This is a genomic window from Algimonas arctica, from assembly GCF_014652695.1.
Classification (GTDB): Bacteria; Pseudomonadota; Alphaproteobacteria; order Caulobacterales; family Maricaulaceae; genus Litorimonas; species Litorimonas arctica.
The window spans coordinates 277,663-298,345 of sequence record NZ_BMZH01000002.1; the positions used below are offsets into that span (position 1 = coordinate 277,663).

The 20,683-nt window shown below is 56.5% G+C and carries 21 protein-coding genes, 1 tRNA gene and 1 pseudogene; 9 read left to right on the forward strand and 14 right to left on the reverse strand.

What is annotated here, in order from left to right; translation table 11 throughout:
- Positions 1-9: 9 nt before the first annotated feature.
- The 6 genes from IE105_RS03435 to IE105_RS03460 all read right to left on the reverse strand — a co-directional run bounded on the left by IE105_RS03435 (position 10) and on the right by IE105_RS03460 (position 5,405).
- Complete coding sequence (locus IE105_RS03435; RefSeq protein ID WP_189495445.1) at positions 10-438, reverse strand: nuclear transport factor 2 family protein; 429 nt, start codon at positions 436-438, stop codon at positions 10-12.
- Positions 439-551: 113 nt separating this feature from the next.
- On the reverse strand, positions 552-1,778 hold the full coding sequence (locus IE105_RS03440) for an acetyl-CoA acetyltransferase (RefSeq protein WP_189495447.1): 1,227 nt from the start codon (positions 1,776-1,778) through the stop codon (positions 552-554).
- A gap of 400 nt (positions 1,779-2,178) precedes the next feature.
- A tRNA-Leu gene (locus IE105_RS03445) sits at positions 2,179-2,263 on the reverse strand.
- A 55-nt stretch (positions 2,264-2,318) separates the two neighbouring features.
- A complete protein-coding gene (locus IE105_RS03450; RefSeq protein ID WP_189495449.1) occupies positions 2,319-3,785 on the reverse strand; it encodes an MATE family efflux transporter in 1,467 nt (488 codons plus the stop codon).
- Positions 3,786-4,023: 238 nt separating this feature from the next.
- On the reverse strand, positions 4,024-4,803 hold the full coding sequence (locus tag IE105_RS03455) for a YebC/PmpR family DNA-binding transcriptional regulator (RefSeq protein WP_189495450.1): 780 nt from the start codon (positions 4,801-4,803) through the stop codon (positions 4,024-4,026).
- Positions 4,804-5,252: 449 nt separating this feature from the next.
- Positions 5,253-5,405 (reverse strand): hypothetical protein, encoded by a 153-nt coding sequence (locus IE105_RS03460; protein WP_189495452.1) that lies wholly within the window; start codon positions 5,403-5,405, stop codon positions 5,253-5,255.
- A gap of 12 nt (positions 5,406-5,417) precedes the next feature.
- On the opposite strand from IE105_RS03460, the gene IE105_RS03465 reads away from it, so the two are divergent.
- From IE105_RS03465 to IE105_RS03475, 3 genes are read left to right on the forward strand one after another with little or no spacing between them, the layout of a single operon-like run.
- Positions 5,418-5,747 (forward strand): DM13 domain-containing protein, encoded by a 330-nt coding sequence (locus IE105_RS03465; RefSeq protein WP_189495455.1) that lies wholly within the window; start codon positions 5,418-5,420, stop codon positions 5,745-5,747.
- A gap of 16 nt (positions 5,748-5,763) precedes the next feature.
- Positions 5,764-6,378 carry a TetR/AcrR family transcriptional regulator gene (locus tag IE105_RS03470; protein ID WP_189495456.1) on the forward strand — a complete coding sequence of 205 codons (615 nt, stop codon included), beginning with the start codon at positions 5,764-5,766 and terminating at the stop codon, positions 6,376-6,378.
- 22 nt (positions 6,379-6,400) lie between these two features.
- A complete protein-coding gene (locus IE105_RS03475; RefSeq protein ID WP_189495458.1) occupies positions 6,401-6,886 on the forward strand; it encodes a DoxX family membrane protein in 486 nt (161 codons plus the stop codon).
- 14 nt (positions 6,887-6,900) lie between these two features.
- Here IE105_RS03475 and IE105_RS03480 read toward each other — a convergent pair whose 3' ends face one another.
- The 6 genes and pseudogenes from IE105_RS03480 to IE105_RS03500 form a co-directional block, all read right to left on the reverse strand.
- The gene (locus tag IE105_RS03480; protein ID WP_189495460.1) at positions 6,901-7,701 is read right to left on the reverse strand and encodes a hypothetical protein; all 801 of its coding nucleotides are present in this window, start codon (positions 7,699-7,701) and stop codon (positions 6,901-6,903) included.
- 69 nt (positions 7,702-7,770) lie between these two features.
- Positions 7,771-8,580, reverse strand: coding sequence for a TIGR00282 family metallophosphoesterase (locus IE105_RS03485; protein ID WP_189495462.1), 810 nt, complete (start codon positions 8,578-8,580; stop codon positions 7,771-7,773).
- Positions 8,577-9,602, reverse strand: a complete 1,026-nt coding sequence (locus IE105_RS03490; RefSeq protein WP_189495464.1) for a PhoH family protein — start codon at positions 9,600-9,602, stop codon at positions 8,577-8,579. The genes IE105_RS03485 and IE105_RS03490 overlap by 4 nt, the downstream gene beginning before the upstream one ends.
- A 56-nt stretch (positions 9,603-9,658) precedes the next feature.
- Positions 9,659-9,820 (reverse strand): hypothetical protein, encoded by a 162-nt coding sequence (locus IE105_RS15350; RefSeq protein ID WP_233353969.1) that lies wholly within the window; start codon positions 9,818-9,820, stop codon positions 9,659-9,661.
- Between the two features lie 62 nt (positions 9,821-9,882).
- Positions 9,883-10,050: pseudogene (locus tag IE105_RS15615) on the reverse strand (alpha/beta hydrolase); the annotation flags it as partial.
- A gap of 45 nt (positions 10,051-10,095) precedes the next feature.
- Positions 10,096-11,544, reverse strand: coding sequence for a mechanosensitive ion channel family protein (locus IE105_RS03500; RefSeq protein WP_233353970.1), 1,449 nt, complete (start codon positions 11,542-11,544; stop codon positions 10,096-10,098).
- Between the two features lie 112 nt (positions 11,545-11,656).
- Here IE105_RS03500 and IE105_RS03505 point away from each other — a divergent pair, with 112 nt between their 5' ends.
- The 4 genes from IE105_RS03505 to IE105_RS03520 are packed head-to-tail and all read left to right on the forward strand — an operon-like array spanning position 11,657 to position 15,736.
- Positions 11,657-13,249: an AbgT family transporter gene (locus IE105_RS03505; RefSeq protein ID WP_189495467.1), complete on the forward strand. Its 1,593-nt coding sequence runs from the start codon at positions 11,657-11,659 to the stop codon at positions 13,247-13,249.
- Positions 13,250-13,253: 4 nt separating this feature from the next.
- Entirely contained in the window at positions 13,254-13,880 is a 627-nt protein-coding gene (locus tag IE105_RS03510; protein ID WP_189495469.1) for a GNAT family N-acetyltransferase, read from the forward strand.
- The gene (locus IE105_RS03515; protein WP_189495471.1) at positions 13,877-14,800 is read left to right on the forward strand and encodes an SMP-30/gluconolactonase/LRE family protein; all 924 of its coding nucleotides are present in this window, start codon (positions 13,877-13,879) and stop codon (positions 14,798-14,800) included. The genes IE105_RS03510 and IE105_RS03515 overlap by 4 nt, the downstream gene beginning before the upstream one ends.
- A gap of 57 nt (positions 14,801-14,857) precedes the next feature.
- Positions 14,858-15,736, forward strand: a complete 879-nt coding sequence (locus IE105_RS03520; RefSeq protein ID WP_189495473.1) for a PD-(D/E)XK nuclease domain-containing protein — start codon at positions 14,858-14,860, stop codon at positions 15,734-15,736.
- A gap of 6 nt (positions 15,737-15,742) precedes the next feature.
- On the opposite strand, the gene miaB is transcribed toward IE105_RS03520, so the two are convergent.
- Positions 15,743-17,242, reverse strand: a complete 1,500-nt coding sequence (gene miaB, locus IE105_RS03525; protein ID WP_189495474.1) for a tRNA (N6-isopentenyl adenosine(37)-C2)-methylthiotransferase MiaB — start codon at positions 17,240-17,242, stop codon at positions 15,743-15,745.
- Between the two features lie 76 nt (positions 17,243-17,318).
- Positions 17,319-18,224, reverse strand: a complete 906-nt coding sequence (locus IE105_RS03530; protein WP_189495476.1) for an ATP-grasp domain-containing protein — start codon at positions 18,222-18,224, stop codon at positions 17,319-17,321.
- A gap of 112 nt (positions 18,225-18,336) precedes the next feature.
- Between IE105_RS03530 and IE105_RS03535 the strand changes: the two genes are divergently transcribed.
- Together IE105_RS03535 and IE105_RS03540 are read left to right on the forward strand one after the other, a co-directional pair.
- The gene (locus IE105_RS03535) at positions 18,337-19,344 is read left to right on the forward strand and encodes an adenosine kinase (RefSeq protein WP_189495478.1); all 1,008 of its coding nucleotides are present in this window, start codon (positions 18,337-18,339) and stop codon (positions 19,342-19,344) included.
- A 98-nt stretch (positions 19,345-19,442) separates the two neighbouring features.
- Positions 19,443-20,681 (forward strand): cation:dicarboxylate symporter family transporter, encoded by a 1,239-nt coding sequence (locus IE105_RS03540; protein WP_189495480.1) that lies wholly within the window; start codon positions 19,443-19,445, stop codon positions 20,679-20,681.
- Positions 20,682-20,683: the final 2 nt, after the last annotated feature.

A 20,683-nucleotide genomic window follows, 5' to 3' on the forward strand; every position in this document is an offset into this window, starting at 1 on the left:
GTGTTGTCGCTATTTTGACGGACGGTCGATGAGCTCCTTGACCTGCTCGGAGTAGGCGCCCCCCTCTTTCATCGCTGTGATCACACCGTAATCAACATAGTCACGCCAACCGCTGATCTTATCGCCACGGAATTCGATGATCCCTGCATAGGGTGCCGCGACGGACACGCCTTCAGTTGATATATATTCGTCGACGCCTTCGACAAACAGGCGGTTTTCTGTCTCAGCAGAGTGGAATATCCGCCAATTAATCTCGGCGATACTCTTGCCGAAACGATCCAAGAATGCGCGCGCCGCGTCCTTGCCTCTGGCGGGCGGCGCAATCGCGGCGGCGTAATGCCAGACGATATCGTCGGTCATCATGCCGACAACGGCGTCCACATCCTTGCGCTTCCACGCTTCGATCACTTGTTGGAATTGTTTAAATCGACGGTCCATTTGGGCGTCTCCCCTGGTGTTTGTTGAATTATCTAGCAGTGTATTTGGTGTTGTGCTGCAGGCTGATGCCAGCAACGCGGCCGAACTGATGATGACCTCGCGGCGGCCGAACATCAGGCAGCGCTTTCGATGATCAGACTGACCGTCGTTGTCGTCGAGCCACCAATGTTAAGCGTCTGCATCCGTTTGGCGCCTTCGACCTGATAATCGCCGGCGGTACCGGTGACCTGTTTGGCACCGTCTAGCGCCATGCGCACACCCGTTGCGCCGACCGGGTGGCCAAGGCCCATCAGCCCGCCTGACGGGTTGATCGGAATGTCGCCTCCCATGTCGATGCGGCCCTCTTCGATCGCCTTCCACGCCTCGCCGGGTTTCGTGATGCCCAGATGGTCGATGGCCATATATTCGGTCATGGCAAAGCAGTCGTGGGTCTCCACCGCGTCGATGGTGTCAATGCCGGACACACCCGCGCGCGCTCGCGCGTCTTTGACGGCGCGGCGCACCTGTGGGAAGACGTAATCGTCGCCTGCGCTGTACTCTAACTTGCGTTTATAGCTGATCGGGCCTGACCGATGGCCCCATCCAGTGATGCGCGGTAACGTGTTGAAGTCGAGCCCGTTCTCATCCGCATATTGTTTCGCGCGCTCAGCTGAGGCGAGGAAAATAACGGCTGCGCCATCGGTGACCTGTCCGCAATCCATCTTGCGTGTACGGCCTTCGATGACCGGATTGTGTTCGTCGCTTTCGGTGAAATTGTCGGGCGTGAACTTCCAGTCGCGGGTTTGTGCGTTGGGATTACGTTTGGCATTCGCGAAGTTGATCTCGGAAATGCGCATCAAATGTTTGTAGTCCATCCCATAGCGCGCATCATATTCCTCGGCCAAATCCGAGAAGGCTTGCGGCCAGATATAAGTCGCGTCCTGATATTCTTGATCCACGAGCGCCGCCGCACCGAGATATTTTGCCGCCTGCTTACCAGGGACATTGCGCATCTGCTCCAGCCCCATCACGCAGGCGAGGTCATAGCGACCCGCCTCAATCTCGCTCATGGCAGACAGGATCGCAATACTGCCCGATGCGCAGGCCGCCTCGTGACGCGCCGTCGGCAGCCCGTCGAGCGCCGGATCGGCCATACCGAAAAACCCACCTAACAGGCCTTGTCCCACGAATAATTCCGCAACGAAATTGCCGACATGACCGGTTTCAATATCGCTGGCGTTAAGCTTGGCCGACGCCAGGCCCGTGTGCAGTGTTTCTGAAAAAGCAGCCCCGATATCCGCGCCCTCTCGAGCCCAGTTTTTCGCAAAATCCGTCTGTGTACCGCCTAAAATATAGGTCAATTCGACTCTCCCTCGTTGTAGGTATCATTACACAAGGGACTTGTGTTGAAAAGAGGGTTTTTTTCGGAGAGTTCTCAAGCAGACCGTCGTTTGCCAATCTCATATGTGGTGAATGAGAGTCTATCGCGGCAGGTATTTGATCTCTTGCGTCAATGCCCATTTGGAATTTCCCGAAACATCCGAACAGATATCTCTACGCTCACAGCTGCAATGGCGGGGCGGCAGGCGGCCGTGTTTATCCGAAGTCTCGCCACCAGCCTGTGTCAGAATAGATGGGAATCCAGTTTTTTGCGACTGTGGGACGCCATCCAGAGATAGAGATGCCAGTCGTCGCTATGGCGCCGTATCTGATAGAGACTTTACTGTGGTCCCTGTAGGACGATTGAGCCTTGGGCTAATCTGGTGCGGCTGAAAGGACTTGAACCTTCACTCCTCTCGGAACCAGAACCTAAATCTGGCGCGTCTACCAATTTCGCCACAGCCGCAAAGATGTCGCGGGCGCGCAATGGCGCAGCGAAGGCGCGGCGTCAATCTTCGTCGTCAGCTTTTTCGCGCTGTCATCGGCGCATGGTTCAGCGCCCAGTAGCGGGCGGCAAGACCCGCGAGCAGATTGGCCACGGCAATGCCGATAAAGGCGCCCATTAATCCATGCGCCCATGTGCCTAGGCTCACTAACGGCGCATAGAGCACGAGGCTACGGATTGTGGTAAAGACGAAGCCATATTTCGGCCGCCCGAGCGCATTAAAACCCGCGGCTGTCACGAACACATAGCCATAAGCAAACACCGTAATCGGTACGATATAGAAATAGGGCACGGCCATCGCAATGAGCGCCGGATCGTTGGAAAAGACGCTTAAGAGCGGACGAGCAATAAGCGCCAGCACAATGGCCATGAGCGTGCCCCAAATGAGGCAGATTTTATAGGACACGCGAAACGCTTCCTCGACCCGGTCCGTACGACCCGCACCCCCGTTTTGCCCAGTGACAGAGCCAATACAGGCGGAAAGAGCATACAGCAGGCCGACACTAAGCAGCTCTAGACGTGAGGCGAGACTAAACGCGGCGAGACCGGTTTCCGATGTCATACGCGTGACGGCGGCTGTCGCCAGACCCGTCGCCAAAGGCACGATCATATTCGTCCCCATCGCGGGTACACCGACGGCGGCAATTGTCGCCCAAGCATGGCGCAAGGTGGCGAGACGGATCGTCGTGAAATCCACCGCGCGCCGAACGAAACGCACCAGATACAGACCGTACATCATGGCGATACCGTTCCCGATCACAGTTGCCAGCGCCGCGCCGGCGACTTCCATGCGCGGGAAAGGGCCAATGCCGAAGATCAGAAATGGATCCATCGCCATGTTTAGAAACGCCCCTAATATCATGATAGAAGAGGGCAGCATCGCTTCGCCATGCGCGCGCAGCGTGTTGTTGCACATGGAATTAACCGCCACGATGATCAGTCCGGGGAGTGAAATCGTGAGATATGACAGCGCCGCTGTGCGGACTTCGCCGCCAGCCCCCATCAGGCCGATCACAAACGGCATAGTAAGGATCATCAGCGTCACCAGCACGCTCATGACCAGCAGGGCGAACAGGATCGCGGCCGCAGCGTGACGACGGGCGCGCTCTGTATCGCCTTCGCCGAGCGCCCGGCTGATCGCGCTCATTGTGCCCGCGCCCAGTCCGATATTGGCGCTATTGCCAATAAATGTCAGCGGAAACGCGATGCCAAGCGCAGCCAACGCAATCGTCCCGGCGCGTGGATTCGCGTCACCGCCCAGATTGCCAAGAAAGAAACTATCGACCAGCCCGGTGCTGATCATGGCGATTACGGCCAATGAAAACGGGCCCAGCATCCGTAATATATGTCCCTGCACCGGCCCTTGAGTGAGGTCGATTTTTGCGCCGGACGGTTTGGGGTCAGCGGGCATCAGAGTGGCGTCTCCTTCCACAGCGTCAATATGCAATGGGGCGGGCGGTTCTGTCGATGTCGGGGAGCTCACACCTCATCTTGCAACGAAATGCGCCGCGCCGATAGCCCCCATACTGACTGTCGCAGTAGTTTGTCGCTCTTTCCCAGTTTCAATTCACAAGCGGGTGAAATCGAGGGCCCGATTGGGCTGGACCATTAGATGCCCCGCAAACGACAGACCGGATTGTCTCCACGCCAAAAGAAAACCCCGGTCGCGAGACCGGGGTTTTTTATCATTCAGTGTCAGCCTGACTCGTCGTCATCGTCCCCTAGTCTTCATCGTCCAAGGTGGCCGCTGCTTCTTCGGTCATATCGAAGTTATGGTAGACGTTTGAGACATCATCGACATCGTCAAGCGCGTCCATGATCCGCATGACTTGGCCGGCCAGTTCTGGATTATCAATTTCGTTTTGTGCTTTCCAAACGAGGTTGACGGATTTGGCTTCGCCGAACTTGGCTTCCAAATTTGCTGCGACCTCACCCAAATCATCGCGTTGCGTCCAGATTGAGTGAACCGGTTCATACTCATCCCATTGATCCTGAGACGCTTCGTCATGTTCCACATCATCCGCGCCGGCTTCGATCGCGGCTTCCATCACCGTGTCTTCATCTGCCACGTCGAGCGGATATTCGATTTTGCCGAGTTGGTCGAACATGTAAGCGACAGACCCTGACTCGCCCATGTTCCCGCCATTTTTGGACATGGCCGTGCGGACTTCCATCGCCGAGCGGTTGGTATTGTCGGTGGAACATTCGATAATGAAACCAATGCCGCCAGAGCCGAAACCCTCATAACGCAATTCGACATATTCATCGCCTTCACCGCCAGCGCCCTTATCAACCGCCCGTTGGATATTATCCTTAGGCATGGATTGCCCTTTGGCGTTGGCGATTGCCAGACGCAGGCGTGGATTCATATCCGGATCGCCCCCGCCCATTTTCGCCGCAACGGCAATATCTTTCGCAAGCTTAGAGAATAATTTTGAACGCAACTTATCCTGGCGACCCTTACGGTGCTGGATATTTGCCCATTTGGAATGGCCGGCCATGGGAAACCTCTTGTGTGATCGGTCTTATTGGGATGTCGCGTCCCTCTAACGAGGAGAAGCCGTGGCGGCAAGCGGGGCCATCACGCCGCCCCTATTTCAACCCTCCGCCCTCAATTTCATCACTCCCTTCCCGCGGCATGTCAAATACGCACGCCTCACGCGGCCGTGATGCAGTGTGTAAACTCGTGATTGGAACGTTAGGTCCATAAATGCTTTTAGAGCTGCGACAGCCCCATTGCCTGCCCCGGACCGAGGCAAACCTCGGCTGGATTTGAGACTTAGAGAGAGACCCATCATGTCAGACAGCCACGCATTGTCTCATTTGATCACCCTCACCCTGCTGGGTGGAATCGCAATCCTCATGGGGTGCCTGGTGCTCCACTCCAGCGGCGGGCTTTACGCCTAAGCCGTTTCGCTAGACCTTTTCTCCAATCATCGTCACAAGGAACTCAGACCATGACAGTAAACTCGACACTCAACCGCGCCCGCACGGGAACACTCGCCATCCTCACAACAGCGGCCCTGTTTTCCATGCCTGTCTTCGCCGCTCCTGCCCCCCAGCAAGCCACAGAGCCCGCACCAGCGGCCATGATATGGATCATACGCAGGCCCACATGACCCCTGCAGCCTTCCAAAAGAAAACATACGCTCTGAAAGGCGCCGTCACGGTTGAACAACGCGGCGAGCAAACGGTTCTCGTCTTCTCAGATGGTTTTCACACCAAAAAAGGCCCGGACCTGAAGGTCTTTTTATCTAAAATCTCTGTGTCGGACGCAACAGGAGCAAACGCCACGACTGACGCTGTTCGCCTTGGCGCACTCACGTCCAATAAAGGCGGCCAAGAATATGTGCTGCCCGAAGGCGTGACCCTGTCAGACTATAGCTCGGTCCTCGTTCACTGCGAAGCTTTCAGCAAGCTTTGGGGCGGCGCTGACATTTCCTAAAAGGAGTTCCGCTATAATGGGACCTAAGACAACCGCTAAAAAAGGCCGCCCCGCGCTCTTTGACCCTGACCGGGTCATTGAGCAGGTCGCGGACTTGTTCTGGGACCACGGCTATGACGGCGTATCCGTGTCCGACATTACGGCCGCCACGGGCCTATCCAAATCTTCGCTCTATAATCGTTTTGAGAGTAAGGATGCGCTCTTTGCTCTCGCGCTGAGGCGCTATCATATTCAGACCGTCCAAGCGGGCGCCAACTGGCTTGCACTGGATGACGGAACGGATCCGATGGAGAAGCTCGATCAGCTTCTCGCGGGGCCCGCCAATGATGTTCACGGATCTGGCGACGCGCGCGGGTGTTTTCTCTGTAATACATCGGCGGATGGACTGGGTCGGTCGCCGGATATTGATACGCTTGTCGAGGACGGCTTTGCGCTTTTGGAAGCGGGGCTGATCACCCTGCTCACCCGATTTTCGCCTACCGCTCCCCCGTCTCAAATTCGCGACGCCGCCCGTCTTGTGCTGACAAGCTATATGGGGCTTCGCGTTCGCAGCCGCACCCGACCCGCACGCGCGGAATTTGATTCCGTACGCACCGCAACCGTACAAGCCATCCGGCTCATTTTGAAATAATTGACCTTAAAGGGGGCGCATCATGTCTTTCATCAAAAAATACCTGCCCATCGGACTCAGCCTATTTTCTGCGGCAATCTTTATCGACAGTTTGCGCTTCAAATTCACTGATGCGCCAGAAACCCAAGAAATATTTGGTCGGCTTGACGCGTGGGCGACAAGCTTCGGCGCAGATGGCCTCTTCGACAAAACCGGTATCTTCTCACAATATGTCATCGGCAGCGCAGAGCTCGTCGCGTCTATCTTGCTGCTGCTCGGCCTGCTCTCGCGGTTCATCAAATTTGGCGTTTTGGGGAACGTGATTGCACTCAGTGTGATGATGGGCGCAATCAGTTTTCACCTGTTCACCCCGCTCGGTACTGACCCAAACAATGATGGCGGTTTGCTGTTTGTCATGGCCATCTTGGTCTGGCTGTCCCAAGTCGTGATGCTCTGGCTGCGCCGCGACGTCTTAATCCGCTTGATCCGAAAACCGTTCAGCCTGTTTGCCGCGCCCCTTGAGGACTAATCTGACCTCATGAATTAATCCGGCGGTCCAATGCGCTCCAGATCACCCACCGTCAATTCCATGACATTGGTGATCTTTTTTCCCAGAGCCGTCACCCCAACATCCATAGAAAAACGGGAAATGTAAGGGTGGCCGTTCGGAGCGATGCTGCACCCTTGCACCATTTCCATTTGCCGGATTTTCGCAATCAACAACACGGTCATAGGTCGCGTGATATTAAACGCGCTTGAGCGGATTAAGCCGGACGGTTTGTCGTAAACGATCTCCCCCTCAAGCCGGTCAGAGAGTTTCTTCGCCATGGACCGCTCTTTACTGTCTAGCTCCCGATCCCCGGTTTGCATAAACAAGGACACCATGCGCGCGGGTGTTGGTTTTAATCGCGCGAAACTGTCTGTTTGTTCGATCACCGAGAAATCCTCTGGCGTCGGCATAGCGCCGCCCGGATTACACCAAAAGCTTTGCGCCTGTGCCGCCGGCGTGCGGTCGGCGTCTTCAATCTCGTCAATCATTTCGCGCAGGGCTTTTTCCATCTCGCCGCGCGCGTCCTCACTCTGTTCTAAAATCGTCACCCGCTCACCCGCCGGACGCGACGGATCAATCCGAAGTTTTGCTTCCAACGGCGCGTGAGCATCATCGCCCTTTGATCCAGAGACAATGACGTCAACCGTATGGCGATACGGCACATATTGCGGAAGCACAGTCGCCCCCGTCGCAGCATTGCGCGTCAATATGTCGAAAATGTCCTCCGCATGGGCAGGCGCAGACAGGCCCAGCGCAGTCGCAAGCGTAAGAAGAGAGATCGCTTTAAAAGTCATAGAGCGCTTCTTGCCGCGACACGCGGGCGCTGCAAGTGAAGATATGGCGAGATAGGGGCCAACCCCGGCTTAAACAGTTGGGATTTGCTGCGCCAATTGCCCACCGATACGGATCGGTTCTGCGCGCACCGCGAGGCCCTTTGAATTCACCTCGACAAACACACCGCAGAGCGTTCCGGTGCCAGACGCGGGCTCAAACCGCGCTGAGCGCATCCGCGTGGTAAACCGGCGCATCGGTTCGTCGATTTCCATACCAATGATGGAATTATAATCGCCGCACATTCCGGCATCGGTCTGGTAAGCGGTGCCTTGCGGCAAGATACGCGTATCGGCGGTCGGGACATGTTGATGTGTGCCGACGACGAGGCTGGCGCGGCCATCGCAAAAATAACCCATCGCGTTTTTCTCACTCGTCGCTTCGGCGTGAAAATCGACAACCACAATATCCGCCACTTCGCCCAATGGGGCGGCCCCCAATTCGCGTTCTGCGGCTTGGAACGGATCATCCAGACTATCCATAAAGACGCGGCCATGTAGCGACACGACCAACATTTGATAGCCATTGACATCATAGAGGTTCGCGCCACGACCGGGCGTCCCGGGTGGATAGTTCGCGGGACGCAATATGCGGCCATCGCGTTCGATCACGCCAATCCCTTGCGGTTGGTCGAAACTATGATTACCCAGCGTCAGCACATCCGCGCCCGCCGCAAACAAATGCTCCGCCGTTCCTTCGGTAATACCAAAACCGCCCGCCGCATTTTCCGCATTAATGATGACGGCATCCAGCCCGAGTTGCTTGCGCAACCGCGGCAGATGATCCGACACAGCGTTACGACCGGATCGTCCGACGACGTCTCCGAAGAAAGCAAGCCTCATGTATCGTCTGCCATATCCGTACCGCGCGCCAATGTCTTGGCGACGCCGGCGCTTTCGGCCCCTGTGACAGCGCGAGTTGCGCCAGTTTTTTCATAGGCATCCACGATTTTTCCCACCAGCGGATGGCGAACCACGTCGGCGGCTTCGAAATGGATTTGGCGAATGCCCTTAATCCCTTCCAAAATACCGAGCGCATGGGCAAGGCCCGACGGTTGACCGTGGGGCAAATCGGTTTGGGTCGGATCGCCCGTGACCGCATATTTGGCCCGTTCGCCGAGGCGCGTCAGCACCATTTTCATTTGCGGCACCGTTGCGTTTTGCGCTTCGTCAATCACGACAAAAGCGTCTGATAAGGTCCGCCCCCGCATAAAGGCCAACGGTGCCACTTCGATATCACCGGCGGCGCGGCGACGATCCACTTCGTCGCGGCCCAATACCATGTGCAGCGCGTCCCAGATCGGTTGCATATAGGGATCAACTTTTTCGTTCAGATCACCGGGTAGAAAACCGAGCCGCTCGCCCGCTTCAACTGCGGGACGGCAAGCGATGAATTTATTGACTTCACCGCGCGCCAGCAGGCTCGCGCCGTAAGCAGTCGCAAGAAACGTCTTACCCGTGCCCGCCGGACCCACACCAAAGGTGATCGTCTCATCGCGCATCGCATTGATGAAAATTTCCTGCCGCGTCGTTTTCGGGACAATCGGACTGCGGCGCGGAAACGGAATAATCGCCTCAGCGCTGGCCGCTTTGACCTTGCCTTGGCCCATAGCCCGGATCAGCGCGCGGATATCGGACGGCCCACACGGCCAGCCGCGTTCGAGGCGCTGGTATATTTCTTTGACCAGCTCACCTGCGCGCGCGCGGCGCGGCGTATCGCCATTAATATGGACGGCACTGCCGGGCGCTTCGATATAGACGTCGAACGCCGCTTCGATCAGCGCCAAATTCGCATGGTTCGGCCCGCATAATTTGCGCACCAATTCTACATCGGTAAATTCAAGAATATCGGTCTGTTTGCTCACACATCCAGCGATAGGCAATACTCTAACAAAAAGCGAGGCTTCGCTGTATCGCGGTGTCAGTTCTTTATGAAGACGGTGATCGCTTCGACGACACCGCCTGCGAGCGGCAGATCCGGGTTTGCATATGTTGCAAAATTCCCGGCTTGTTCCGTCGACGCGACTTTTAGGACATGGTTGACGCCGGGGAACACGACCAGCTGGCCATGATCAGCAACCAATACAGGGGCATTAGCGGGGTTAGCGCGAAGCTGTTCGCGCAAGACATTAAGTAGGGGCCGCCCGCGCCGGCACTGCCGAACATACCCCGCTTATCAATTCGTAAGGTTGATGAACCCGCATCGCCTAACCCTTCGGCCAAGAGACGATAAGACGCAGCCCTAACGCCCATCGGATTATTGCCGTCACAATCTGTCGGACCAGAGCCGGGAACCATCAGCACGACGGACGTCCCCTGAATGGATATTATTTTAAGCGCCTCTATTGTCCTTTAAACCTATGACGCCTTCTCTGCCCCGTCCGCCATCCGCACAGTAATTTCTGCGGGCTGACGGATATTGATATCACGCTGCGGGAACGGGATTTCGAGATTATACTTCGCCAAGGCCGTGTGAATAGCCCAATTATAGTCGGCTTTGACCCGACCCGGTCGCTTCACGGCTTCGTCGATGAGCCAGACCACCAGCTCATAATTCAGGCTGCTATCGCCAAATTCGACCAACCAAACCGATGGCTCGTGGCCCTCGGACCGTTCTGTCCATTCCACAGCATCCGCCGCTTCAAGACCCGCTTTTTTCACGGTCTCTTTATCCGTGCCGTAAGCGACACCGAAGGACACACGCAAACGGCGGCGCGGGTCGCGCAAAGTCCAATTGATAACTTGGGCTTTGATGAATTCTTCGTTCGGGACCAAAATATCTACGGAGTCATTGGTTGTGACCAAGGTCGAGCGAATATTAATCTCGCGCACCTGACCATTCACGCCCGATTGTAATTCGATGAAATCGCCGACCTTAATCGACTTTTCAAACAGGATGATAATGCCTGAGATGAAGTTAGAGAAGATCGACTGCAGCCCAAAACCGATACCGACGCCAATTGCGCCGCCCAAAACCGCGAAGGCCGCCATGTCGATCCCGACGGAGGTCAAAGCGATATAGACCGCGAGGATCATCAAGCCGATCTTGGCCACTTGACCCAACAGCCCCGACATAGAAGGGGTGAGTTTTTTGGACGATTTCAACTGGGACTGCGCCGCATCGCCCGCGATGCGACCGATCCAAAGCGCCCCAATCGCAAGCACAAAGCTGGTGATGACCTTCATCACTGTAATGCGAGAGGCCCCAATTGTGACGCCTGTGTTTTCAAGCGCGCTGGTCAGCGGGTTGAGCCATTCCAAAATATACAGCGCGGCCACGCCCCACGCGAGGAGCGCGATCAATGTCCGAAGCGGGCCTTCTTCCATATTGCGCGTCAGCAACCGCACGATAATCGCGGCGTTGGTTAAGCTCGCGACGATCCGAAGGATGCCAGCGGGTTGCTCCGCGCTGCGAAAGGCGAACATCGCGATCCACAGCAGGACCACGACACAGACAGGCCACATCACCCCGGCGAGCGCATTATAGATGCGGTAGAGAATATCCGTGCTGTCACGGCTATCGCGTTTGGCCTTCATATAGTGGGACGGACGACGGGAGATAATCCACCCCAGCCCGACCGCCGCCAAAATGGCTAAGGCCTGCCACAGCGTGCTGGCGGAGAGTAAGGTCTCGACCGCATCAGCGAACCAGACCTGCAAACTATCCATGACAGACTGAAGGTCTTGTTCCGCTTCGAGCGGTACGGCGTTTAAGTCCACCTCTGGCTGGACCGGTACAGGCGCGGCGGCTGTCTCCGAAGCTCCATCCGGTTGCGGCGCGGGCGATGTCGTTTGATCTTGCTTCATCCGGCTACTCTAGGCGCGCCGATTGTAACTGCAAGACAGTTGTCGAACGCTCCGTCTTTCGGGTAAGACCGACACAACCTCCGCATGACGACCCGTGTTTCAGGACCTTAATATGACCGATACGATCGCCCCTACACCGTCTCAAAAAGGGTTTTTGGCCTGGGTTGAACGCACCGGGAACCGATTACCGGATCCGGTTTTCATATTCTTCTATTTGATCTTGTTTTTAGTGATCGTCTCCGTCGTCTTGGCGTTTATGGGCGCAACCGCCCTGCACCCGACGCAAGTGAATGCGGATGGCTCGCCGGTCGTTATTAAATCGGCCTCACTCCTCTCAGCCGAGAACATCCAGCGCCTCTGGGTCGAAATGCCGAAGACCTTCACCCACTTCCACCCACTCGGCTATGTCCTTGTCGTGATGTTGGGCGCGGGCGTCGCGGAACGGTCCGGGCTGTTCGCGGCCGGGATTCGCCAAGCCGTGCGCGGCGCGCCCTTGTTCCTGCTGACACCCGTCGTGGCGCTCGTCGCGATGTTATCAAACCACGCAGCAGATGCGGGCTACGTCGTCATGATCCCGCTCGCGGCGATCTTATTCGCCTCTGTCGGTCGTCATCCACTCGCCGGCATTGCCGCCGCTTTTGCGGGCGTCTCCGGCGGTTTTTCCGCCAATATATCCCCCGGACAGCTCGACGCCCTTCTGTTTGGGATTACCGAAGCCGCCGTTGATGGCTCCGGACTTGATCCAAACTGGGCCATGAATATCGCCGGCAACTGGTGGTTCATCGTCGTTTTAATGTTTATCTACCTGCCCGTCATCTGGTTCGTGACCGATAAGATCATTGAGCCGCGTCTGGGTAAATGGGTGCCGGATGACCGCCAAGCCGCCGATTATGGCAATGAAGCCAAACCGCTTAATGATGACCAGCGCAAAGGTCTGCGCCGGGCGGGTCTTGCGATGCTGGCCGTCTGTGCCCTCTGGGCTGCCATGACATTTGGTCCGGGGACACCGTTGCTATCCGATGAAACAGCTGTGCCGGGTCAAGCGTGGTACGTCACTGCGACACCGTTCTTCCGTTCGCTCGTCGCGGGATTCATGATCCTCTTCCTCGCCGCAGGCTGGGCTTACGGCAGCGCCGCCGGCTCGATCAAGAACCATCGTGATTTGGTCGATATGATGGCCGAAGCCATGCGCGATATGGGTTATTACCTCGTGCTGGCCTTCGCCGCCGCGCATTTCGTCGCCATGTTCACTTGGTCCAACCTCGGCCTCATCAGCGCTATTCACGGCGCCAACGGGATTGAAAATTCCGGTCTGCCTCTGCCCATCGCGCTTGGCCTGATCGTTCTGTTCACGGGCCTGCTCAACCTGTTCGTCGGCTCCGCCAGCGCCAAATGGGCCCTGCTCGCCCCTGTGCTGGTGCCAATGTTGATGTTGCTCGGGATTTCACCGGAAGGCGCAACCGCCGCTTACCGTGTCGGTGACGGCGCGACCAATATCATTACGCCGCTGATGGTCTATTTCCCGCTGATACTTGTCTTCGCGCGCCGTTGGCAGAAAGATTTCGGCCTCGGCAGCCTCACCGCGATGATGATCCCTTATTCCGTCTGGATGCTGATTTCCGGCGTCATCCTCATGGTCGCGTGGATCGCGTTTGGTCTCGACCTCGGCCCTGGCGCTCCGATGAGCTATAGCTTGCCGGGCTAAGCCTATGCCATTTGGGCTCACGGATCTGTCGGACGACATCACTGTCGCCGACCGCCATGACGCCCCGTTAATCGCGCATATCACCGCGCAAGCCTTTGCCAATGACCCGTTCAACCAATGGGTGTTTGGCAATGTGCGCGGGATGAACGCGGCCTTCCTATCCATGGCCCGCCATATTTATGCGCCGCACGGGATCTGCCACCATATTGATGGCAAAGCCGCAACCATGTGGATGCCAGCAGGCGGCAACGCCAGTCTGCCGCTTCGCGCGATGCCGACACTGGCCGTCAATATTGTGCGCCGTAGCGGGGTCGCCGCGCTCCGTCGGGCGCTGCTGACAGATGCCGCCATGCACGCCCAAAAACCGACACACCCTTATCTCTATCTATTTACGATTGGCGTTGTCCCGTCGGCGCAAGGCCGCGGGATTGGCCACCGCTTATTGGCCCCTATGCTGCGCGCGGCGGATCGTGCGGGTCTTCCGACCTATCTTGAAAACTCGAATCCTGCGAACCACGCGTTTTACGCGGGACACGGGTTTGAGACACAACAGATTTTTCACGTCCGCCAAGACGCACCACCCTTAGAAACCATGATGCGCGTCGGGACTTCAATAGGAGCCTACCTTTGACCCGAACACTCATCGCTTTATTCGCCTCAGTCGCCATCGTCAGTTGTGGTGAGGCCGAGCCGAAATCCGAGACCGCCACAGACAGCGCGCAGGAACAATCCCAAACTGTCGCGCCCGCGCAGCCCCTCGCCCTGACAGAACTTTGGGTTTTGGACGGCTTCAACGCGCCTGAGTCCGTGATAGCGGCAGGCGATGGGACGACGCTCTATGTTTCGAATGTCGGCGGCGAGGGCAGCGCCAAAGACGGCAATGGCGTGATTTCCAAGATCGGCCTCGACGGCAGGATGATCGCGCGGACGTGGGTCAGCGGAACTGACGCCCTGCCGCTGCACGCGCCCAAAGGCATGGCCCTCATCGGCGATACGTTGGCCGTCACCGATATTGATCATGTGGTGATGATTGATGTGCCGACCGGCGAGATTACCGCGCGCATCCCCATCGACGGCGCGGCCTTCCTCAATGACGCCGCCGTGGGGCCAAACGGCACAGTCTTGATCTCAGATTCTGGGACCGCGAAAATTCACATGATTGACAACGGGGTCGCGTCGCTCTGGCTAGAAGACGCGCGGCTGAACGGGATCAACGGGTTACAACTCGATGGCAACCGCCTGCTCGTCACCACGATGACTGCAGGCGAACTCCTCTCGGTCGATTGGACCACCAAAGCCATCACAGGACTAGCATCAGGCATGGACAACGCCGACGGCATCGGCCTGCACAGCGATGGCAACTACATCATCAGCAGCTGGCCGGGGCAGTTGTGGCATGTTCGGGACGGCGAAACCCCGACGCTCTTGCAAAACACGAGTGGAGACAATGCCGTGTTGATGAATGATATTCTGCTGAGCGGCGACACACTCGTCACGCCAAATTGGCTGCCGGGAACGGTGCGGGGGTATCGCCTAGTTACAGGTGAGTAAAAAAACGTTTATGCCTTAGCCTATCAAAGCAACATTTTCAGATAGAGCCTATTTCCAGTGACCAATTACCGTATTTCTAGAGGCTTGTGCGCCGCAATCGGTGCATCATTAGTAGGATCTCATCCCAAACTCGATTCTTTGATGATTTCATCCGGAGCATCAGGTGATCCGCCGGACCTAGCTCATAGCAGTAAATGGAAGGATTGGATATTTCAGACTGGAAATGACCCAAATGTTGATAGCCTAACATTTCTTGGAAATCTTATTGAAGAAATTATGGATGGCCCCGAAATTCGTCCCGTTGCCTGTTTCGCTGATGAAGAGTTGACGAGTTCCAAAGAAATTATTTTGGAGGCCCTCAAAGCCGATGGGCTAATCTATAAGAGGGGCGGTATTGTTGAAAATAAAAGCGGGCCGCAAATCCAACGTAAAAGTTTGAATCAAAAACACTCTGAAAAAGCTCTTATGCCAAAAAACTTGGAAGAATTGCTTCTTCGAACTATTCGAAGCTTACCACGAGCCATTCAACCTTTGTCAAACCGAAGAAAAGGCTCAGTCAGCCTCAAATCCGAAAATGAGTATGTTGTTCAAGACCTACTTCATGCTTTGTTGATGCCATGGGTTAGTGACATTCGACCTGAAGAGTTCACTCCAAGTTACGCTGGCTCTTCTTCAAGGGTCGATTTCCTCCTAAAAAAACACTCCACTGTTATTGAAACAAAAATAGTGAGGGATGTTCATCACGGAAAAAAAATGGGGAACGAACTCATAATTGATATTGCCCACTATCGTGCTCACCCAGATTGTCATCACCTATGGTGCGTTATTTATGACCCTCTAAGACTTCTTAAGAATATTGAGGGGTTAAAAGCTGACCTTCAGGGTGACCACAAAAATAATATAGGATCAGTCAATGTTATTGTTGAAATAGTATAGTTTTATCTAAGCCAACTCCCCCACCAACGAATTCACGCCCGCGCTCGTAATGCGCACCGGCACAATCGTGCCGATCAACTCTTCTGGTCCATCGAAATGCGTTCCCGTCAAATAGGGTGAACGCCCGAACAGTTGCCCCGGTTCACGGGCGGCGTTTTCGACGAGCACGTCGAGCGTGCGCCCGATCAGGCTTTCATTCCATTCGCGCTGTTGCGTGTAGAGCAGCGCTTGCAACCGTTTGAGGCGCTCAGATTTAACGTCTTCGGGCACTTGGCGCGGGAGGCTGGCGCCCGGTGTTCCGGGGCGGATGGAATATTTAAACGAAAACGAGCTGGCATAGCCAATTTCGCGCACGCACGTCATCGTCGCTTCGAAATCCTCATCCGTTTCGCCCGGAAAGCCGACAATGAAATCGCCGCTAAGCGCGAGGTCGGGACGCGCGGCGCGAATACGGCCGATCAGGTCACGGTAATGGTCATAGGTGTGACCCCGGTTCATTGCCTCAAGCACGCGGTCGCTACCGGCCTGTATGGGCAAGTGCAGATACGGCATGAGTTTCGGTTCTGTCGCCAATGTCTCGATCAAATCGGCATCCATGTCGCGCGGGTGCGAGGTGGTAAAGCGCATCCGGTCGATGCCGCCGATCTTGGCGAGGTGACGGATGAGGTTGCCCAATCCCCATTGGGAGCCGTCTGGGCCGTCTGCGTGGTAGGCGTCAACATTCTGTCCGATCAGCGTGATTTCGCGCACGCCTTGTGAGGCGAGGGAGCGCGCTTCGGCGACGATTTGGTCCACCGGACGGCTGACTTCCGCGCCGCGCGTGTAAGGCACAACGCAGAAGGTGCAGAACTTGTCGCAGCCTTCTTGCACCGTCAGGAATGCGGAATAGCCTTTGGCATTGCGGCCCGCGGGGAGCGCATCGAATTTCTCGACAGTATCGAAATCCGTTTCCAGCACATTGCCCGACGCGCGAGTCACTTGCGCGATCATTTCCGGCAAGCGGTGATAGGTTTGCGGGCCAAGGATCATATCGACGATCGGCGCCCGGCGTTTAATCTCTGCGCCTTCGGCTTGGGCGACACAGCCCGCCACGGCGACTTTCATGTCGGGATTATTCGCCTTCTGGTGTTTACGAATGCGGCCCAGCTCGGAATAGACTTTCTCGGCTGCTTTTTCACGAATGTGACAGGTGTTGAGGATGACGAGATCGGCATGCTCCGGGCTGTCCACAGCGGCATAGCCAATCGGTGCCAGCACATCGGCCATGCGCTCGCTGTCATAGACATTCATCTGACAGCCGTAGGTCTTGATGAAGACCGACTTTGTATTTTTGTTGGGATTGGGGCGCGTGGCCAGAACCGTCGGCGTGTCGATATCGCGTGGTTTCGCGATGGTGTTTGGACGGGTTGCAGCGGCGGTAGGCGGACGTCCGATATCCAGAACAGTGCTTTTGCGACCGCTGGCGGACTGTCCGTCACGGGGCGCGGATATATCGCGGGGTGACATGGCAGGCTCCATAAATATGTTGGCCGCGCTTTAGGCGCGCCGTCGGCCCGGCGCAATCCGTCTCGTCAGCCGGGGTTTAGGCCCCCAGGCGCGCCATGATCGCGCGGCCTAACCGCACCGCGCCCTGATTGACGCCATCGACCACGTCGGCGTGCGGCAGATAGAGATAAGGTTCGATCATTTCGAGCTCAATCAGGGCGAGCTGCCCATCCAAGCCGCGCAATTGATCGACCCGCGCGTAAAGCGGCGGCGTGTCGAGCGTGGCCAGAACCGCCTGCGCGACCTCTTTTTCCGCGTCGGTCGGGGCGTAGCTTTCTTCCGCACCGCCATAGAGGCTCTGAATCCGGTAATCGCCGGGCTTGGCGGTTTTCAGCAGCGCGTGACTGAAGTCTCCGCCAAAGTAGAGAAAGCTATATTCGCCCTCCGCCGTGACGCTGGGCAGAAACGGTTGGATCAACGCGCCTTCGGGCGGGAGTTTGTCCGCGTCAGGCCAAGCTTCACCCAGCGTGTAGAGCGCCTGCCGCCATGCGCCGCCGCCGACTTGTGGCTTAATCACAATCCGGTCTGTGCCAAAGGCCGCAAACGCGCGCGCCGCGTCCTCCGGTGTGACGCCGTCCACGCGCAGCGTCGGAATAACCTTGGCTCCGCGCTCGGCGAGCTCTTCCAAATAGGCCTTATCAGAGTTCCAGCGCAGTAAATCCGGCGTATTCAGCACAGCCGTCGTTTTGTTCGCCCGCGCCATGATATCGAGGAAACGCGCTTCGTTTCCTTCGAAATAGTCCCACACCATCAAGGGCAACAACGCATCAAAGTCGGGCGCATGATGATCGGCCTCATCCCACAACACGGGATCCAAGCTAAGCCCAAGCGGTTCAAAACCCGACCGGAGCGAGGCGAGCTCTTCATCAAACTCAAATGCGTCCTCTCGAATATCCGAATGACCGGGCAAAAGATTGGCGGACGCCAGAAGACCAATACGCATGGAAAACACTCATAAGAAAAATTTTGTGACGTGACGCCATCTCCGCGCTATGGGGGCCGCGCTCGGGCGTCAACCACGCCTTGATCAAGATTTACTTCCAACAGGATCTGTCATGTCAGCCCATTATCACGTCGTCGGGATCGGCAACGCCATCATGGACGTTATTGCGCCCGTCGCCGATGAATTTTTAGAGCATCATCATATGACCAAGGGCGTGATGTCTCTGGTCGATCAAGAGCGGGCGCTGGCGTTGCATAAAGTGCTGTGCGACCAAGGTGAAACGCAAACAATTGCAGGCGGGTCCGCAGGCAATACAATGGTCGGCCTCGCCGCGATGGGGTTGCGCGCCGCCTATATCGGCAAGACAGGCCGCGACTCCACGGGTGACGCCCTTGCCACTGGCTTCCGCGATGCGGGTTTGAATTTTGCGACAACACCCACCGACAGCGGCTCAGCCTCTGCGCGCTGCATCATCGCCGTAACAGGCGATGGGGAGCGCACGATGAACACGTTTTTGGGCGCGTCCGTCGAATTTGAAAAATCCGATGTGCCGGATGCCCTGATCCGCGCGGCGGACACGCTCTACCTTGAAGGCTACCTCTTTGATGCAGATGCCGCCAAGGCCGCATTTGTTCATGCGGCAGAGGTTGCCCGCGCCGCAGGTGGGAAAGTTGCGATCACCCTGTCCGACCCGTTCTGCGTCGCGCGTCACCGCGACAGTTTCCGCCACCTCGTCGATCATCAATGCGACATTGTTTTTGCCAATCAAGAAGAACTGTTGATGCTCACGGAAGGCGACGATGTTGAGCAGAGCATGGCGGAGTTGGAACGTGATGGGCTTGTTCTGTGTGTGACCTGCGGGTCCAAAGGCTCCATCATTAGTGTCGATGGGGAGCGTCATATCATTCCGGTCGTCTGGGCCGACACACTGGTCGATACGACGGGCGCGGGCGATCAATATGCAGCGGGTGTCTTGGGGGGCCGTGCGCTTGGCCTCTCTTGGGCCGATGCCGGCTATCTTGGGTCTATCGCCGCCGCCGAAGTTATCGGACATTATGGGGCGCGTCCCGAGACACCCGTGCACGAAATGGCCGTTAGCGTAGCGCCCGGCGTCTCGTAACGCCTCTCATAAGATTATGGCCGGGTGCGCCCATCGGGGCTTGCCCATGTCGGCTCAACCGCTAAGGCTGTCCCAAAGTTTTAAGGGGACTGCCAGACATGAAGACCATCCACGATATCCCATTACTTTTGCTTGTCGTGGTGGCGGCGTTGGCGGCTTTCGGCATGTGGGCGTTAGGCGCCGCGCAATTAGCCGAGCCAATTGTAATCAACGATGTCTTCATTTTGAAATCCATCGCCAATCTTGCCAAAGACGCTCTCTTCGTTCCGCTTAAACCCCTCATGTATGCGCTGATCATTCTGTCGATCGGCAGTTCGATTGCGATCAGTACGGGCGGGCTTGGTGCGAAATTTGTGCGAGTCCGGTTTTTCTTCGTTTTATTTTCCTTGATTGGCATGGCGTTGGCCATCGGCGCCTACTTCTTATTCTCAGGACTTAATATTCTTCCTGATCCATCAACGATTGGGGCTGGCGATGGGGCCTTAGCGCAATCCCCTTTTGCTGAGAAAATCTACGGTGTTCTCGTCAGTCCGCTGATGATTTGTATCTATACGGGCCTCTTGTTCGGGCGCGCGCTCATTGCCCTCGATATGGGCCGCGAGGCGGATATGATTTCGGATCTATTCATCAAGGGTTTCCGCAAATTCCTGCAATATACGATTCCCTTGGCCGTTTTTGGCTCCATCACTTTGGCCTTAAATAGCCCGGGCGGCGTGCAGACATTGTCTGACCTCCTCCCACTCCTCGCGCCTTATATGATGGCAATGATCGGGGTTTGGTTGATCATCATCGCGGTGACAGCTTCAATTCAAGGACGCGGCATTGGCTTCATTCTGGCGGCCGTCTTACCACAAGCGCTCGTCGCCTTCTCAACCTCATCCTCCATGGCGACGCTTACCGCGACCAAGCAGGCTTGTTCCGACATGGGCGCAAGCGGAGATGAGTCCACACCGTTCTTCACCATTGGCGCGACCATAAATATGGTCGGAACTCTGATCGGGCTCTTGCTGATGAGTCTTTATGCGATGAAAGCCTTTGGCATTGAAATCGGGCTTGTCGAAGCGATTGTGGTTGGTTTCCAATCTATGGTTTTCGCCACCGCAGCGGCCGGCACACCCTCCGCGTCCGTTGTCCTGTTGCAAGACATCCTCGTCAGCCACGGCGTCAGTGCGGAATATGCGACTTATGTCACGGGCTTAATCATCACGATCGACACCCTCATTTTAGATCGCCTTCGGACCGTAATGAACACGCAATCGGATTCGATGAGCACGGTGAATGGCCTGAAACTATACTACCGTAAGCCCCGCATTTTGGGCGAAGAGCCGGTCGAGTAGGC